This window comes from Georgenia sp. Z2081, from assembly GCF_055326445.1.
In genome coordinates, this window is the sequence record NZ_JBUZNK010000001.1 from 820,577 (window position 1) to 836,220 (window position 15,644).

At 76.2% G+C, this 15,644-nt stretch carries 15 protein-coding genes; 8 read left to right on the forward strand and 7 right to left on the reverse strand.

Annotation, left to right across the window (positions count from 1 at the left end; translation table 11 throughout):
- Positions 1-14: 14 nt before the first annotated feature.
- The 3 genes from ACZLKG_RS03915 to ACZLKG_RS03925 are packed head-to-tail and all read left to right on the forward strand — an operon-like array spanning position 15 to position 2,828.
- Complete coding sequence (locus ACZLKG_RS03915; protein WP_463648018.1) at positions 15-674, forward strand: hypothetical protein; 660 nt, start codon at positions 15-17, stop codon at positions 672-674.
- Entirely contained in the window at positions 671-2,374 is a 1,704-nt protein-coding gene (locus tag ACZLKG_RS03920) for an AAA family ATPase (RefSeq protein WP_463648019.1), read from the forward strand. The genes ACZLKG_RS03915 and ACZLKG_RS03920 overlap by 4 nt, the downstream gene beginning before the upstream one ends.
- Before the next feature lie 7 nt (positions 2,375-2,381).
- Positions 2,382-2,828, forward strand: coding sequence for a DUF6912 family protein (locus tag ACZLKG_RS03925; RefSeq protein ID WP_425707850.1), 447 nt, complete (start codon positions 2,382-2,384; stop codon positions 2,826-2,828).
- 142 nt (positions 2,829-2,970) lie between these two features.
- On the opposite strand, the gene ACZLKG_RS03930 is transcribed toward ACZLKG_RS03925, so the two are convergent.
- The 6 genes from ACZLKG_RS03930 to ACZLKG_RS03955 form a co-directional block, all read right to left on the reverse strand.
- Positions 2,971-6,117: an AAA family ATPase gene (locus ACZLKG_RS03930; RefSeq protein WP_425707851.1), complete on the reverse strand. Its 3,147-nt coding sequence runs from the start codon at positions 6,115-6,117 to the stop codon at positions 2,971-2,973.
- Positions 6,117-7,313, reverse strand: coding sequence for an exonuclease SbcCD subunit D (locus ACZLKG_RS03935; protein WP_425707852.1), 1,197 nt, complete (start codon positions 7,311-7,313; stop codon positions 6,117-6,119). Before ACZLKG_RS03935 ends, ACZLKG_RS03930 begins: the two co-directional genes overlap by 1 nt.
- 107 nt (positions 7,314-7,420) lie before the next feature.
- Complete coding sequence (gene hisN, locus ACZLKG_RS03940; protein WP_425707853.1) at positions 7,421-8,227, reverse strand: histidinol-phosphatase; 807 nt, start codon at positions 8,225-8,227, stop codon at positions 7,421-7,423.
- Positions 8,224-9,285, reverse strand: a complete 1,062-nt coding sequence (gene rsgA, locus ACZLKG_RS03945) for a ribosome small subunit-dependent GTPase A (RefSeq protein WP_463648020.1) — start codon at positions 9,283-9,285, stop codon at positions 8,224-8,226. Before rsgA ends, hisN begins: the two co-directional genes overlap by 4 nt.
- A gap of 13 nt (positions 9,286-9,298) precedes the next feature.
- Entirely contained in the window at positions 9,299-10,600 is a 1,302-nt protein-coding gene (gene aroA, locus ACZLKG_RS03950; protein WP_463648021.1) for a 3-phosphoshikimate 1-carboxyvinyltransferase, read from the reverse strand.
- Between the two features lie 60 nt (positions 10,601-10,660).
- Positions 10,661-11,155: a DoxX family protein gene (locus ACZLKG_RS03955; RefSeq protein WP_425707856.1), complete on the reverse strand. Its 495-nt coding sequence runs from the start codon at positions 11,153-11,155 to the stop codon at positions 10,661-10,663.
- Between the two features lie 135 nt (positions 11,156-11,290).
- On the opposite strand from ACZLKG_RS03955, the gene ACZLKG_RS03960 reads away from it, so the two are divergent.
- The 5 genes from ACZLKG_RS03960 (at position 11,291) to ACZLKG_RS03980 (ending at position 14,469) form a co-directional block, all read left to right on the forward strand.
- Entirely contained in the window at positions 11,291-11,950 is a 660-nt protein-coding gene (locus ACZLKG_RS03960) for a sigma-70 family RNA polymerase sigma factor (protein ID WP_463648022.1), read from the forward strand.
- On the forward strand, positions 11,947-12,267 hold the full coding sequence (gene rsrA, locus ACZLKG_RS03965) for a mycothiol system anti-sigma-R factor (protein ID WP_425707858.1): 321 nt from the start codon (positions 11,947-11,949) through the stop codon (positions 12,265-12,267). Before ACZLKG_RS03960 ends, rsrA begins: the two co-directional genes overlap by 4 nt.
- A gap of 162 nt (positions 12,268-12,429) precedes the next feature.
- Positions 12,430-12,504, forward strand: coding sequence for a 50S ribosomal protein bL37 (locus ACZLKG_RS03970; RefSeq protein ID WP_425707921.1), 75 nt, complete (start codon positions 12,430-12,432; stop codon positions 12,502-12,504).
- A gap of 82 nt (positions 12,505-12,586) precedes the next feature.
- On the forward strand, positions 12,587-13,447 hold the full coding sequence (locus ACZLKG_RS03975) for an SDR family oxidoreductase (RefSeq protein ID WP_463648023.1): 861 nt from the start codon (positions 12,587-12,589) through the stop codon (positions 13,445-13,447).
- Between the two features lie 50 nt (positions 13,448-13,497).
- Positions 13,498-14,469, forward strand: a complete 972-nt coding sequence (locus ACZLKG_RS03980) for a zinc-binding dehydrogenase (protein ID WP_463648024.1) — start codon at positions 13,498-13,500, stop codon at positions 14,467-14,469.
- A gap of 506 nt (positions 14,470-14,975) precedes the next feature.
- Here ACZLKG_RS03980 and ACZLKG_RS03985 read toward each other — a convergent pair.
- Entirely contained in the window at positions 14,976-15,572 is a 597-nt protein-coding gene (locus ACZLKG_RS03985) for a GDSL-type esterase/lipase family protein (RefSeq protein ID WP_463648025.1), read from the reverse strand.
- Positions 15,573-15,644: the final 72 nt, after the last annotated feature.

A 15,644-nucleotide genomic window follows, 5' to 3' on the forward strand; every position in this document is an offset into this window, starting at 1 on the left:
GAGGGGGAGCTCGGATGACGGACAACGCTGGGACCGCGCGACGGATGCGCCGACCGGGCTGGCGCGACCCACGGCTCGGCGTGGGCGTGCTGCTCGTCGCCGTCTCGGTCGGCATCGGGGCGTGGGCGGTGGACCGCGCGGGAGGGACCACCCAGGTGTGGGCGGCCTCGGACGTCGTCACGCCGGGCGAGCGCCTTGCCGACGCGGGCCTGGAGGTCGTCGAGGTCAACGTCGGTGACGCGGGCGACCACTACCTCGTCGCCGAGGGCGAGATCCCGGCCGACCTCGTCGCGACCCGCCTGGTGGGGGCGGGCGAGCTCGTGCCGATGGCGGCCACCGGTGAGTCGACGGACGAGGACATGCGTCCCGTGGTCGTCCCGGTCGACGCAGCGCTCCCGTCGGGGCTCGGCGCAGGCTCGACGGTCGACCTGTGGCGGGCGCCGCAGGCGGCGGTCGGCGACCGCGGCGAGGAGGTGGCGCCGCCCGTCGTGCTCGCGTCGGAGGTTCTCGTGGTCACCATCGGTACCGACGACGGCGTGTTCGCAGCCTCGGGAGGAGCGAGCGTCGAGCTGCTGGTCCCGGCCGACCTGGTCGAGGACGTGCTCGGCGCGGTCGCCGCGGGCGAGGAGCTCACCGTGGTCCCGCACCACTCGGTCCCCGTGGAGGGCTCGTGACCCACGGCATCCTCCTCGCCCTCACGGACGGCGAGGCCGACGTCGTCCGCGCGATCGACACGCCCGGGTCCGGAGCCAAGGTCGTCCGGCGGTGCGCGGACCTGGCCGAGCTGCTCGGCGGGGTCGGGGCGGGCATCGGCACCGTCGCCGTGCTCAGCAGCCACATGCCCGGCGTCGACCGTGCGTCCGTCGGCAGGATCACGGCGGCCGGCGCCCGCGTGCTGCTCGTCGGCCCGGGCCCCGACGCCGGCCGGCTCGCCCAGCTCGGTGCGGACGCGGTCGCCGCCGAGTCCGACCCGGCCGGGACCGTCGCCGCGATGGCGATCGCCCTCGCGCGCGGCGAGACCGTTCGCGGCCGGCCGGGTGCCGCGGCGCCCGGCGCCCACGACGGGCAGGGCGGGACGCGCGTTCCCGACGTCGTGCCGGAGGCGTGGACCCGCTCGGTGGCCACGCCCACGGGTCGCGGCGCCGGGGACGACCAGGCCCAGGAGCGTCCGCCCGGGTCCGCGGACGGCGCGCCGTCGACCGGCGACAAGGACGGGGCGGGACGTCCGACCAGCCGACGGGCGCTCCACCGGCCCGACGCCGCACCCCGCGCGGCACCGGAACCGCCCGGAAGCGTTCCGACGCCCGACGAGGCGCCCCGGTCGAACGAGGCGCCCCGGCCGGATGATCCCGCGGCGGAAGGCACCCCGCCCCACGACGGCGTGATCTCGGAGGTCCCCTGGTGGCTGTCGACGGGCGCTCACACGACCTCGGCGCCCGCCGAGGCGACGACGGGCACGCCGGAGGACGTCGTCGACGAGGCCGCGCCGCCGACGGTGCCTCCGCCGGAGGAGCCGGGCCGGATCGTCGTCGTGTGGGGCGCGCGCGGAGCGCCCGGGCGCACGACCGTGGCCGTCAACCTCGCTGCCGAGGCGGCGGCGCTCGGAACGCGCGCCGTCGTCGTGGACGCCGACACCGAGGCGCCCGCGCTGGCGCAGGTGCTCGGGCTGCCCGACGACATCTCCTCGATCGCCGCCGTCGCCCGCCATGCCGCGCACGGCAGGCTCGACGCCGACGTCGCTCGCTCCGCCCTCGCCGAGGTGGCGGACGGGCTCACGGCGCTCACGGGCCTGACCCGGCCGGACCGCTGGCGTGAGCTCGAGAGCGCCGCCCTGGAGTCCGTGTGGGAGGTGCTGCGGGAGGTCGCGCCGCTCGTCGTCGTCGACGTGGGCGCCGGGGCCGAGCAGGGGGACGGCACCGACTTCGGCCCGGTCCGTCACCAGGCCACGCTCTCTGCGCTCGCCGCGGCCGACGAGGTCGTCGTCGTCGGGGCCGGGGACCCCGTCGGCGTGCGGCGCCTCGTCCTCGCGCTGACGGAGCTGCGGGAACGGGACCTCGCTCCCGACGCCCGCAGGACGGTCGTCGTCAACCGCGTGCGTCGGGCCTCGGCCGGCCCCGACCACGAGCGCGCGGTCCGCGAGGCCCTGTGGCGCTACGGCGGCGACCAGGAGCCGCATCTGGTCCCGGACGACCCGGGAACCGCGGACGGCGCGCTCCTCGCGGGTGCCACGTGGCGCGAGCAGGCGCCGTCCGGCGGCGCCCGGCGCGCGGTGGAGTCCCTCGCCCGGCACCTCCTCGCGCTCCCGGAGGGCCGCGACGCGCGCTCCCGGTGGTGGCGGCGCGGCGCACGCGTGGCCCGGACGGGAAGAGGATGATCGACCCGTGCGCATCTACCTGCCCGCCACGCCCGCCGAGCTCGCCGCCACCCCCGGCGCGGTCCACGCGCACGCCGTGACGCGTGACCTCGCCGCCGCCGTGCCCGACGAGGACGAGGAGGGCCTGGAGCTCGTCGCCTTCCTCGCCGCCGCCGACGACTCGGTGCGCCGCCGCTCCGAGCTCGACGCGCCCGGTGCGGCTCGCAGGGTCGTCGTCTCGGCCGACGTGGCCGACGGCGCGGCGATCCCCGTGCCGGGCGGGCTCCCGAGCCTCGTCCGCCTCGAGGCACCGGTCGGCTGGGACGCCGTCGCGGCGATCCACGTCGACGAGGCGTCCGTACAGGTCGACGTCGAGGCCGCCGCGGCGGGGGACGACGAGGTCTTCGAACGTGTCGCCGAGCTCGACCTGATGTGGTTCGACCCGAGCGAGCGGGCGACGATCCTCGAGGGCTGAGCGAGGGGGCGTCCGCCCGGTCGCACCGCCGATCGGTCTCAGGCCGGTCAGGCCCCGGAGCGGGGCCCGACCGCCGTGGTCAGCCGCCCGGCCGCCGTGGTCAGCCGCCCGGCCGCCGTGGTCAGCCGCCCGGCCGCCGCGGTCAGCCGCCCGCCCGCACGGTCAGCGTGGAGCCCCGTCCGTCGGGTCGGTGGCGGACGTTGACCTGGTCGCCGATGCGCTGCTTCATCTCGCCCACGTGGCTGATGAGCCCTACCGTGCGCCCGTGGTCGCGCAGGGCGCCCAGCTCGTTCATCACCGAGTCGAGGGTCTCGGGGTCGAGCGTGCCGAAGCCCTCGTCGACGAACAGCGTGCCGAGCTCGATGCCGCCGGACTCGGCACCGACGACGTCCGCGAGCCCCAGCGCGAGGGACAACGAGACGTAGAAGGTCTCGCCGCCGGACAGGGTGCGGGTCGCCCGCGGCGCGGAGGTGTGCGTGTCGAGAACGCTGAGGCCGAGGCCGACGGCGCGCGCACGCACCCCCTCCTCCCGCTCGTCGGTGCGCTCGAGCAGGTAGCGCCCCGACGACATCGTCGTCAGGCGGTCGTTGGCCGCCGCCAGCACCTCCTCGAACCGGCGCAGCAGCACGTAGGTGGCCAGGGTGATGCCCGTGCGGGACTCGCGTCCGGCGGCGAGGTCCGCGACCCGGACCAGGGGGGTGTCCGACTCCGCGTCGGCGGCGTGCCGGGCGATCTCGTCGCGCAGGGTCCGGGCCGCCGCCGTCGTGTCCTCCAGGGTGCGGCGGGCCGCGTCGTGCGCCGCGGACGCCTGCTCGAGCTCCGCCGCGCGGGCCTCCCGTGCCGCCTGGGCCTGCCCGGGGTCGGCCGTCGACCGCTCGGTGAGCGCGGCGATCTCGTCCTCGGCGAGGCCCGCGGCGACCCGCGCGGTGCCGGCCTCGTGGGCGGAGACCCGTCGCTGCGCCGCGAGCCGGTCGTCCTCGGTGAGGACGGCCGCCCGAGCGCTCTCGGCGTCGGCGAGGTCCGAGCCGGTCAGGTGTGCGTCGGCCTCCGCGCGCGCGGCCTCGGCGGACCGCCTGCGGTCGAGCAGCTCGCGCACGGCGCCGGCGAGCGCTCGTGCGCGAGCTGCGCGGGCGCCGAGCGCGGCGGCCCGGTCGGCGACGGACGCGTGCCCCTCCCGGGCGTCGCGGACCGCGCGGTCGTCGTCCTCCAGCGATGTGCGCATGGCGTCCAGCCCGGCCGCGAGCGCGGCACGCTCGGACTCGTCCGCGGCACGGAGCTCCGACTCGCGGGCTGCTCGGGCGTCGTGCTCGGCCAGTGCGGTGTCCAGCCGGGCGACCTCCGCGACCTGCTGCTCGGCCGCGCCCACGGCGGCCCGGGCGGCGGCGAGGGTATCGGTGGCGTCGTCGACGCTCAGCTCGCCCGCCGCCGCGGTCGCCGCCGTGAGCTGCTCCTCGGCGGCGGCCAGGGTCGAGGACGCCGCGGACAACGCGCGGTCGGCGCCGGCCCGGGACTGCTCGGCGGCCGCGAGGTCCTCGTCGCTCACCGGCCGGTCGGAGCCCGGCCGGGGGGCGGGGTGGTCCGTGGAACCGCACACCGGGCACGGGGCATCGTCGACGAGGTCGCGTGCCAGGCGCCCGGCGACCTCGTCCCGCCAGCGGGCGCGCAGCTCGTTCTCGCGTGCCTGCGCGGACTCGGCGGCCGTGCGCGCGGCCGTCAGCGCCTCGCTCGCGGCGTCGCGCTCCGTCCGTCGCCGCTCGGCGAGCCGGGCGGCGGCGAGCCGACCCTCCGCGTCGGTGACCGCCGCCCGGGCACCCGAGAGCCCGGCGGCCGCGACCTGCGCCGCCCGGCGCTGCTCGAGCAGCTCCGCCCGCGCGCCGGGCAGGGACCGGATCGCCTCCGCGCGGCCCGAGATCCGGCGGTCGAGGTCGGCGATGCCCGCCTCGCTCCTCGCGATCCGCGCGCGCCGGTCCGCGAGGCCGGCCTCCGTGGCGACCAGGGCCGCCAGGCGCCCCTGCTCGGTCGCGGCACGCTCCCGCTCGGCGTCGAGCGCGTCGGCACGGGCGGCGAGGTCCCCGTCCCCGGACCGGGCGGCCGCGACGAGCCCGGCCGGGGCACCCCCGGGGGCCTGCCCGTCCGGCTCTCCCTCGGGAAACTGCTCAGCGGCAGCGACGAGCCCGTCCGGGGCACCATCGGCGGACCGCTCGGCCAGAGTGACGAGCTCGTCCAGCGCGTGGTCGCGCGCCCGCTCGGCCCGATCGGCGGCGTCGAGCGCGACCACGACCGGTCGTGCGGCGGCGTCCGAGGTCAGCGCCGTCCGGCTCAGCTCGACCTCGCCGGCCGCGGCCTCGAGCGTCGCCCGCTCGGCGAGCAGCGCGGTACGCCGCGTGATCGCGCGGTGCAGCGCGCGCTGGGCGTCGAGGTGCTCCTGGGCCGCCCGGTCCGCGGCGCGGGCCGCCTCGTGCGTGTCTGCCGCCGCCGCCCGCCGTGTCGAGAGCTCCGCCAGCAGCGGGCCGAGCACCTCCTCCGCAGCGTCCGGGTCGATCGACTCCGCGGCCGTGACCAGCCGATCGCGCCCGCCCTCGTCCAGGCGGCCGTGCTCCGCGACGGCCGTCGCCCGCCGGCCCGCCGCCTCGGCCGCCCTCTGCGCGGCCGCACGGGAGGCACGGGCCCGGTCCGCGAGGATCGACTGGACGTCCTCGTACAGGGACGTGGCGAAGATCTGCTGGAGGACCTGCTGCCGCTCGGCGACGCCGGCGCGGAGGAAACGCGCGAACTGCCCCTGCGGCAGCACGACCGTCTGCGTGAACTGCTCCTTGGTCAGCCCGAGGATCGAGCCGAGCTCGGTGCCGACCTCCTGGACGTGCGCCGAGACCTGCTCGCCCGGCGGTTCCTCGCCCTCGGGCACCGCGGAGAGGTCGTCGGAGGCGAGCCGCCACAGGCGCGCCGTCGGGTTGACCGTCGTCATGCCCGTGCCGCGTTGCTTGGGTCGCTGGTAGGCGGGCGTCCGGCGCACCCGGTACACGCCCCGTGAGGTGGACAGCACGAGGTCCACGACGGGCTCCACGCCCGGCTCGGCGTGCTGCGAGTGCATCCGGCTGCGGTGCGACCCGCCCGTGTCCGCGACGTCCCCGTACAGCGCGAAGACGATCGCGTCGACGATCGTCGTCTTGCCCGCCCCGGTCGGCCCCTCGAGCAGGAACAGGCCGGACGCCCCGAGCCGGTCGATGTCGATCGTGTGCCGACCGGCGAACGGGCCGACGGCCTCGAGCGTGAGCCGGTGCAGGCGCATCAGGCGGACCGCCGCATCGCCTCGGCGGCCTCGACCGCCGCGCGGAGCGCGTCCCGCTCCGGTGCGGTCGCCTCGGCGCCGCCGGCGTCGGCGACGAACTGCGCGGCGATCTCGACGGGGTCCTCCGCGGCGGTCACCCGCAGCGGCCCGACCACCGGTGTCGCGCCATCGGGCTCGTGGAAGAGGACCAGCAGGTGGGGGAGGTGCTCGAGGATCCGGGACCGCATGTGGGCGGGGCGCGTGGCGTCCGTGACCCGCACGCGCACGTGGTCCCCGGCGTGGTGGTCGAACGACCCGGAGGTGAGCTCGTCGATCGTGCCGGTCAGGGTCGCCAGGCGCCGCAGCACGGGGGCCTCGACGAGCTCGGTCGACACCTCCCCGCCCGCCAGGTCGACCAGCACGCTGGACTTCACGTGGTGCTCCTCGGAGAAGGAGAACGCCACCGGCGAGCCCGAGTACCGGGCCGGGACCCGCCCGCCGACGCGCTGGGGGCCGTGCAGGTGCCCGAGCGCCGCGTAGTCGACGTCCGCGGTGCCGGACGCCAGGACCCCCGAGGGCACGACCTCGATCCCGCCGACCCGCAGGTCCCGCTCGGACTCGCTCGCCTCGCCGCCCGCGACGAACGCGTGCGCCATGACCACCGCCGGCACGCGGGTGGCGTCGCCGGCCCTGCGGCGCGCGAGGTCGGCGTGCACCCGCGCCATCGCCGCCGTGACGACGCCCTCGTGGCTGCGCGGCGGCCGGACCGGCTCGCCGTCGTCGCCGGGCTCGGCGAGGTCGGCGCGCGCCATGTCCGGATCGAGGTAGGGCAGCGGGTACACGTACGCGCCCACGCCGCCCTCGGCGTCCGGGAGGAGGGTGGGCCGGCCGACGTCGGGCACCCGGGTGCGGATCGACAGGCGCTCGTCGAGCAGGGCGGCCGAGAACCCGAGGCGCACGGCGGAGTCGTGGTTGCCGGGGGTGAGGACCACCCGCGTGAGCTCGGTCAGCCGCGCGAGGGCCTCCCCGAGCAGCGTGACGGAGTCCGCCGGCGGGATCGCCCGGTCGTAGACGTCGCCCGCGACGACGACGGCGTCGACCCGCTCCGAGCGCACGACCTCGACGAGGTGGTCGAGGTAGGCGGCGTGCGCCTCCGTGAGGTCCACGCCGTGCAGGGTCCGGCCCAGGTGCCAGTCGGAGGTGTGCAGGATCCGCATGGTGCTCACGGTAGGCGGACCGGCCGACATCGCCCGCGGCGTCCACAGCCTGTCCGTCCGCCCCGGGGACGGGCCCGCCCGCCCCGGGTACGGGCCCGGCGGCGGCCTCAGTCCTCCTGGCCGGACAGGATCTCGAGCACGAGGTCGTGCAGGTGCCCGTTCGTGGCGACGGCGTCGGTCCCCCAGGGACCGTCCTCGCCGTCGAGGGAGGTGAACCGTCCTCCCGCCTCGGTGATGATCGGGACGAGCGCCACCATGTCGTGCAGCGCGAGCTCGGGCTCGGTCGCCACGTCGACAGCGCCCTCGGCCAGCAGCATGTAGCTCCAGAAGTCGCCGTACGCGCGGGTGCGCCAGCACTCCTGGGCGAGGGAGAGGAAGGCGCGCAGGCGGCCGCGCTCGGCCCAGCCGCCGAGGGACGAGTAGGACAGGGAGGCGTCGGACACGTCGCTCACCCGGGAGACCTGGAGCTGGCGCGCCGAGGAGAGCGAGCGTCCGGTCCACGCCCCCGTCCCGCTGCCGGCCCACCAGCGCCGCTGCAGCGCCGGCGCCGAGACGACCCCGAGCACGACCTCGCCGTCCTCGACGAGCCCGATGAGGGTGGCCCACACCGGCACGCCGCGCACGAAGTTCTTGGTCCCGTCGATCGGGTCGACCACCCACTGTCGCTGCGAGTGCCCGGTCGCCCCCATCTCCTCGCCGATGATCGCGTCGCGCGGCCGCGTGCGGGCCAGCTGGGCGCGCACGAGCTCCTCAGCACCGCGGTCGGCGTCCGTCACGGGGGTGAGGTCCGGCTTCGCGGTGACCTCGAGGTCGACGGCGCCGAAGCGGGCCGTCGTGTGGGCGTCCACCTGGTCGGCGATCACGTGGGCGAGGCGCAGGTCGTCGTCGATACGCCTGGTGGGGCCGGTGCTCATCGCTCGACCGTACCCGGAACCCCGTGCAACGCCGCGGCCAACCGCCGGAACGACTCCAGGCGCGCCGCCCGGGCCTCGGCCGTCGCGCCGTCGGCCTCGGCCACCCAGTCGTCGAGCGCGCAGTCCGGGGAGTCGTCGGCGTGCGTGCACCCGCGCGGGCACAGCTCCGCGGCCCCGGCGAGGTCGGTGAAGCCGGCGAGCAGGGAGTCGGCGGAGACGTGGGCGAGCCCGAACGAGCGCACGCCCGGGGTGTCGATGACCCATCCGCCGCCCGGCAGCTCGAGCGCGACGGCGGAGCTCGAGGTGTGCCGACCGCGACCCGTCACCTCGTTGACGTGGCTCGTGGCCCGCTCGGCGCCCTCGACGAGCGCGTTGACGAGCGTGGACTTGCCGACCCCGGAGTGCCCGACGAGCACGGTCGTACGCCCCGCCAGCAGACCACGCATCTCCTGAAGCCCGCGCACCGCCCCGTCCGCCCCGGGCGCCTCGCCCATCCCGCCGACGACGACGTGGCCCACCTCGAGCGCCGCGTACCCCGCGAGCAGCTCGTCGGGCCCCGTCAGGTCGGACTTCGTCAGCACGAGGAGGGGGTCCATGCCGGCGTCGTAGGCCGCCACGAGGAACCGGTCGATCATCCGCGGCCGCGGGGGCGGGTCGGCCAGCGCCGTGACGACCGCGAGCTGGTCGGCGTTGGCCACGACCGGCCGCTCGACGCCGACCGTGTCGCCGTCCTCCGCGCTGCGCCGCAGCACCGTGAGGCGCTCCGCCACGCCGACCATCCGGGCGAGCGTGTCGACCTCGCCGCTGACGTCGCCGACGAGCAGGACCTCGTCCCCGACGACGACGGCCGTGCGCGTGCGGTTGAGCTCGCGCGCCTTGACGGCGGTGACCCGTGTACCGTCCGCGGTCCCCACCCGGTAGCGGCCGCGGTCGACGGCCAGGACGGTGCCCGGCGTGGCGTCGTCGTGGGCGGGGCGGGTCTTCGTGCGCGGGCGCGTGCCCCTGCCGGGGCGCACGCGGACCCGTTCGTCGTCCGTCCCGACGTCGCGCCGGCTCACCGCCTCGCCCCGCTCATCCCAGGAGCGCGTTCCAGCGGGGGACGAAGTCCGGGATGGTCTTCGCGGTGGTCCCGACGTCGCGGATCCCGACCCCGTCGACCCGCAGGCCCAGGATCGCGGCGAACGTCGCCATCCGGTGGTCGCCGTAGGTCTGAACCGTCCCGCCGTGGAGGAACGCGGGCTCGATCACGAGGCCGTCCTCGGTCTCGTGGGCGCTGCCGCCGAGGCGGCGCAGCTCGGTGACGATCGCGGCCAGCCGGTCCGTCTCGTGGCCGCGCAGGTGCGCGATCCCGCGCAGCCGGGAGGGTGTCATCGCGAGGGCCGCGACCGCGGCGAGGGTGGGGGTGAGCTCTCCGACGTCGTGCAGGTCGATGTCGACGCCGCGCAGCTCGCGCTCGTCGGGGCCGGTGACCGACAGGACGTCCTCCGCCGGCCAGTCGACCTCGGCGCCCATCATCGCCAGCAGGCCGGGCATCGCGTCCCCGGCCTGGGTCGTGCTCGTGGGCCAACCCGGGACGCGCACGGTCCCGGCGGTGACCGCGGCGGCCGCGAGGAACGGGCCGGCGTTGGACAGGTCCGGCTCGATCGTGACCTCGCCGCCGCGGACCGGCCCGGGGGCGACCACCCAGCGCGCCGGGACGCCGTCGGACTCGTGCACCTCGACCTCGACGCCGCGCTCGCGCAGCGTCTCGACCGTCATCGTCACGTGGGGCAGCGACGGCATCGGCGGGCCGACGTGACGCAGGTCGACGCCCCGGTCGAACGCCGGGGCGACGAGCAGGATCGCGGAGACGAACTGCGAGGACGTCGAGGCGTCGACGGTGAGCGGGCCGCCCTCGAGACGTCCGCGGCCGTGGACCGTCAGCGGGAGGACCTCGGCGCCGGGTCCGCCCGCGGCGTCGACCTCGACGCCGAGCCCGCGCAACGCCGCGACGAGCGGGCCCATCGGCCGCACCCGGGCGTGCTCGTCGCCGTCGAGGCGCGTGGCACCGGGGGCGAGCGCGGCCAGCGGCGGGACGAACCGCATGACCGTGCCGGCGAGGCCGCAGTCGATCGACGTGCCGCCGACGACCGGGCCGGGCGTGACCCGCCAGTCGGTGCCCACGTCGTCGATGCGGGCCCCCAGTGCGCGCAGGGCCTCCGCCATGAGCAGCGTGTCGCGCGAGCGCAGCGGGCGACGCAGCAGCGTGGGTGAGTCGGCGATCGCGGCCAGCAGCAGGGCCCGGTTGGTCTGGGACTTCGAGCCCGGGACGTCGGCCGTGGCGTCCAGGGGTCCGCCGGAGCGGGGGGCGGGCCAGATGTCGGTGGTGGTCACGTGCCCAGGGTAGAGCCAGGCCGGGCGGCCGGACCCGGGTCCCGCCGCCCCGTGCGGGCGTCAGTCGGTGTACTTGTCCTTCACCTCGGCCTTGGCGGCCCTGATGTCGCGGCGCTGCTCGAGCGTGTTGCTCATCCGCCACCGCAGCGACGGCTCGCCGTCCCGGTCGGCGGCGGCCGTGAACAGGCCACCCACGAGGCCGGCGTACGCGAGCAGGTCGGAGGTCATCTCCTTGCGCTCCTCGCCCTGCGCGGTCCACACGGGGTTGCGGGCGAGCGCCACCGGCGCCGTGACCAGCGCGAGGGTGAAGGCCGCCGTGCGGGGCCTGCGGCCCGTGGCCAGCGCCAGCGCGGACACGGTCGTGACGACGCCGAGCGCACGCGTGAGGAGCTCCGGCGCCGCGGTGACCTGCTCGGGGACACCGAGCTTCTCCAGGGTCGGGCGGACGCGCTCCACCTTCTCGGCGTGGCGCTGCGGCTGCGTGATGGCCCCGATGCCGTCGGCGAGGAAGGGCGCGGCGAGCAGCGGGCGGGCGATGATCGAGTGGAGGCTCATGTCACCATTGTTGCCACATCGGGCGGCCCGAGGCACGCGGGCGGAATAGATCCGCACGTCGGACCCGTTGTCGACCGTATGACCACGGCAACTCTCGCCCGTCCCGCGGCCGCCCGCGGTCTAGTCTGGGCCGGGATGACCACCGACGACGCGCCGGGCCCCGGCGCCGTGACCACACCCGACGAGGTCGGGGACGATCCCGACCGCGCGCCCGCGGGCGAGACCGACGACGAGCGGGCGGCCCGTTTCGAGCTCGAGGCGCTCCCGTTCCTCGACCAGCTCTACGGCGCCGCCATGCGGATGACCCGTAACCCGGCCGACGCCGAGGACCTCGTGCAGGAGTCGTTCACCAAGGCGTTCGCCGCGTTCCACCAGTACCGCCCGGGCACGAACCTCAAGGCGTGGCTGTACCGGATCCTCACGAACACCTACATCAACACGTACCGCAAGAAGCAGCGCGAGCCCCTGCAGACGGACGCCGACGCGGTCGAGGACTGGCAGATGCACGCGGCTGCCTCCCACACCTCCACCGGGCTGCGCTCGGCGGAGACCGAGGCGCTGGAGTCGCTGCCCGACTCGGAGGTGAAGGACGCCCTCGCCGGCCTGCAGGAGGACTTCCGGCTGGCCGTGTACCTGGCCGACGTCGAGGGATTCGCGTACAAGGAGATCGCCGAGATCATGGGGACGCCGATCGGGACGGTGATGTCCCGCCTGCACCGGGGCCGCCGCCAGCTCCGCGAGCTCCTCGCCGACCACGCCCGGGACCTCGGGATCCGTACGGAGGTGACGAAGTGACCACGCCCTACGACGACGACGGGCTGGCCGACCGCATCACGCGGGCCGTCGAGGCCGACGTGCCCGCGGGGCCGTGCTCCTGCGAGGAGCTGAGCGAGCAGGTGTACGAGTTCCTCGACGCCGAGCTCGGCGACGCCCACCGCGAGCGGCTCCGGCGTCATGTCCTGACCTGCGAGACCTGCCGCGGGGAGGTCGACGCCGCCGCGCACGTCAAGGCGATCCTCCAGCGCTCGTGCACGGAGCAGGCGCCCGCCTCGCTGCGAGCGCGCATCGTCTCGCAGCTCTCGGTCGTCAGCATCGCCGTCGAGCGCCGCTGAACGGCGGGGTACCCGGTCCCCACGCGCCGGCGGGCGTTGCGTCCCCGGCTCCCACGCGCCGGTGAGCGGGGTCCGCCCCGCGCGGCCGGCCCGGCGTGTGGGAGGATGGCCCGTCCAGTCCTCCCGCGGCGCGGGAACGATACGAACCTCGAGGAGTCACGCATGTCCAAGCGCGGACGCAAGCGGAAGGCCCGCAAGAGCAGCTCGGCCAACCACGGCAAGCGGCCCAACGCCTGAGCAGGTCCGAAGGCCCCCGACGACGTCGGGGGCCTTCGCCGTACCCCGGACGATCCCCACCCGCCGCAGCAGAGGAGCTCTCGTGCCGCACCTCGAGTCCCTTCCCGCCCTGGCCGTCACCGGGGCCACCGGGCACATCGGCTCGCTCGTCGCCCGGCAGCTGGCGGACGCCGGCCTCGCCCAGCGCCTGCTCGTCCGCCGGCCCGGGAGCGCGCCCGACCTGCCGGGTGCCGCGGTGGTGGGGTGCACCTACGAGGACTCCAGCGTGTCGCGCGCGGCGCTCGACGGGGTCGACGTCCTGTTCATGGTCTCCGGCGCCGAGCACCCGGACCGGCTCGACCAGCACCGCGGGTTCGTCGACGCGGCCGTCGCTGCCGGCGTCGGGCACGTCGTCTACCTGTCCTTCTTCGGTGCGGCGCCCGACGCCACGTTCACCCTGGCCCGGGACCACTGGGCCACCGAGCAGCACATCATCGCCGCGGGCCCGAGGTACACGTTCCTGCGCAACGCCTTCTACACCGACTTCTTCGAGGCGATGACCGGCGCGGACGGCGTCCTGCGCGGGCCCGCCGGCACGGGGCGCGTCGCGTCCGTCACCCGCGCGGACGTCGCTCGGGTCGCAGCGGCCGTCCTGCAGCGACCGCAGGACCACCAGGGCGCGACCTACGACGTCACCGGGCCCGAGGAGCTCTCCCTGACCGAGGTCGCCGCGACCATCACCGAGGTGACCGGCCGGTCGGTGGTCTACCACGACGAGTCGATCGCCGAGGCCTACGAGTCGCGCCGGGCGTGGGACGCTCCCGAGTGGCAGTACGACGCCTGGGTGTCGACGTACACGGCGATCGCGGCCGGCGAGCTGGTGCCGGCGAGCGACCACGTCCTGCGGGTCACCGGACGCCCGCCCGAGAGCCTCCGCGACCACCTCGGGTCGGTCGAGGGCTGACGGTCCACGGCGGCGGGCGTCGTCGACCGGACCGGACCTACCCTGGTGGCATGCGCGCCGCCTACGCCGCCCGTCAGGACCAGGACGACCCGCTGGAGGGGCTCGTCGTCGGGGAGATCGAGCCTCCGACGGCCCCGCCCGGCTGGGTGCGCGTGACCGTGCGCGCCGCCGCGCTCAACCACCACGACCTGTGGTCGCTGCGCGGGGTCGGGCTGCCGTCCGACCGCCTGCCGATGGTGCTCGGCTGCGACGCCGCGGGCGTCACCGAGGACGGGCGCGAGGTGATCGTCCACGCCGTCGTCGGCGACCCGGCGTGGACCGGTGACGAGACCCTCGACCCGGCGCGGACCCTGCTGTCCGAGCTCCACCACGGCACGTTCGCCGAGCACGTGCTCGTGCCGGTGAGCAACGTCGTGGACAAGGCGCCCGAGCTGACGTTCGCCGAGGCCGCGTGCCTGCCCACGGCGTGGCTGACGGCCTACCGGATGCTGACGACCGTGGGCCGCGTGCGCGCGGGGGACACCGTGCTCGTCCAGGGGGCCACCGGTGGTGTGGCGGGCGCGGCGATCACGCTGGCGCGGCTCATGGGCGCCCGCGTGGCCGCGACCTCACGCAGCGAGGCAGGACGGGCGCTCGCCGCCGACCTCGGTGCCCACGAGGTGCTCGAGAGCGGCGAACGCCTCTCCGGGCGGGCCGACCTCGTCGTGGAGTCGGTGGGGCAGGCCACCTGGGCGCACTCGCTGCGCTCGCTGCGGCCCGGCGGCTCGGTGGTCGTCTGCGGGGCCACCTCCGGCGACGCGCCGCCGGCCGAGCTGAACCGGGTGTTCTTCCGGTCGCTCAACGTGCTCGGGTCGACCATGGGCACGCGCGACGAGCTCGAGGCGCTGCAGCGGGCACTCGTCACCACGGGCGTCCGGCCGCGCGTGGAGGTCATCGGTGGTCTGGACGCCGTGCCGACCGGACTTCGGCGCATGGCCCGCGGCGAGATCGCCGGCAAGCTCGTGGTCGAGCCGTCGGTCTGACCCGTATCGCGCCGAGGGCGCGGGTGCGCGCAGAGGGCGCGGGTCTGTGCCGAGGGCGCGGGTGCGCGCAGAGGGCGCGGGCAAGTCGCCGAGGACGCGGGTTTGTGCCGAGGACGCGGGGTCCGGACCGAGGGCACGAGCAAGTCGCCGAGTGGACATCCGCCGGCAGTACTCTCGGCGCCTACGTCGTGTCCTCGGCATATACATCGTGCTCTCGGCGCCTGGGGCACCGTCGTCGGACTGGACCACAGGGCCGCGAGCCTGACAGCACCCGGCCGACAGTGGTCAACGTGTTGCTGACGGCCTGCACTTGTCTACGTGTCCCTTACGGGCTGACAGCTACCGTGCGCGGTCCGGCTCGGACATGTCGGGCCCATCGCGACGTTCCGGAGAGCCGCGGCGCACAGCCCGTCAGACGGTGCACAGCCCGTCAGGAGGTGCTCAGCCCGTTCCGCGGCGCTCAGTCCCTCAGGCGGTGCACAGCCCGTCAGACGGTGCACAGCCCGTCAGGCGGCGCGGTCCTCGGCGCCGAGCCAGGCGTGCCAGCCCTCGTGGAGCACGAGCCACGCGAGCAGTCCGTATCCGGCCTGACCCGGCACGGTGCCGTCTCCGGCGTACATGTCGGCGAGCCACTGCTCGTGCGAGCGCAGCGGCTGGAAGGTCTCGACGTAGGGGACGTGCCGCCTGCGGCAGACGTCCGCGAACGCATCGGAGACGGTCGCGAGCGCGCGCTCGTCGACCCGCAGGCGCGGCGGCGGACCGACGACGAAGCAGCGCACGTCCGAGGCCGAGGCGGCGTCGAGCACGTTGGCGAGGTTGAGGCGCGACCGGGCGGTCGAGACGCCGGAGAGGACATCGGCCGCGGACAGGCCCACGACGAGCCGGTTGTCGGTCCGGGGTCCGAACCGCGTGGCAGTCTCGGTCTCCCAGCGCGCGGACAGGCCGGTGGACGTCTCGCCGGGCACCGGCAGTGCGGCGACGAAGGGGTCGGTCGCGTGCCGTGTGCGTGCCAGCACCCTGCCGACCCAGCCCAGGGCCCGGGCGTCGCCCCGCCCCGCCACCAGCTCGTCGCCGAGCACGCAGATCCGCACGCCGTCGCTCATACCCCTCCTTCTGCTCGCCCCGCCGTGCGCGGGGTCGTCCCATCCTGCCCCACGGCGGCCGGCACGCAGGTG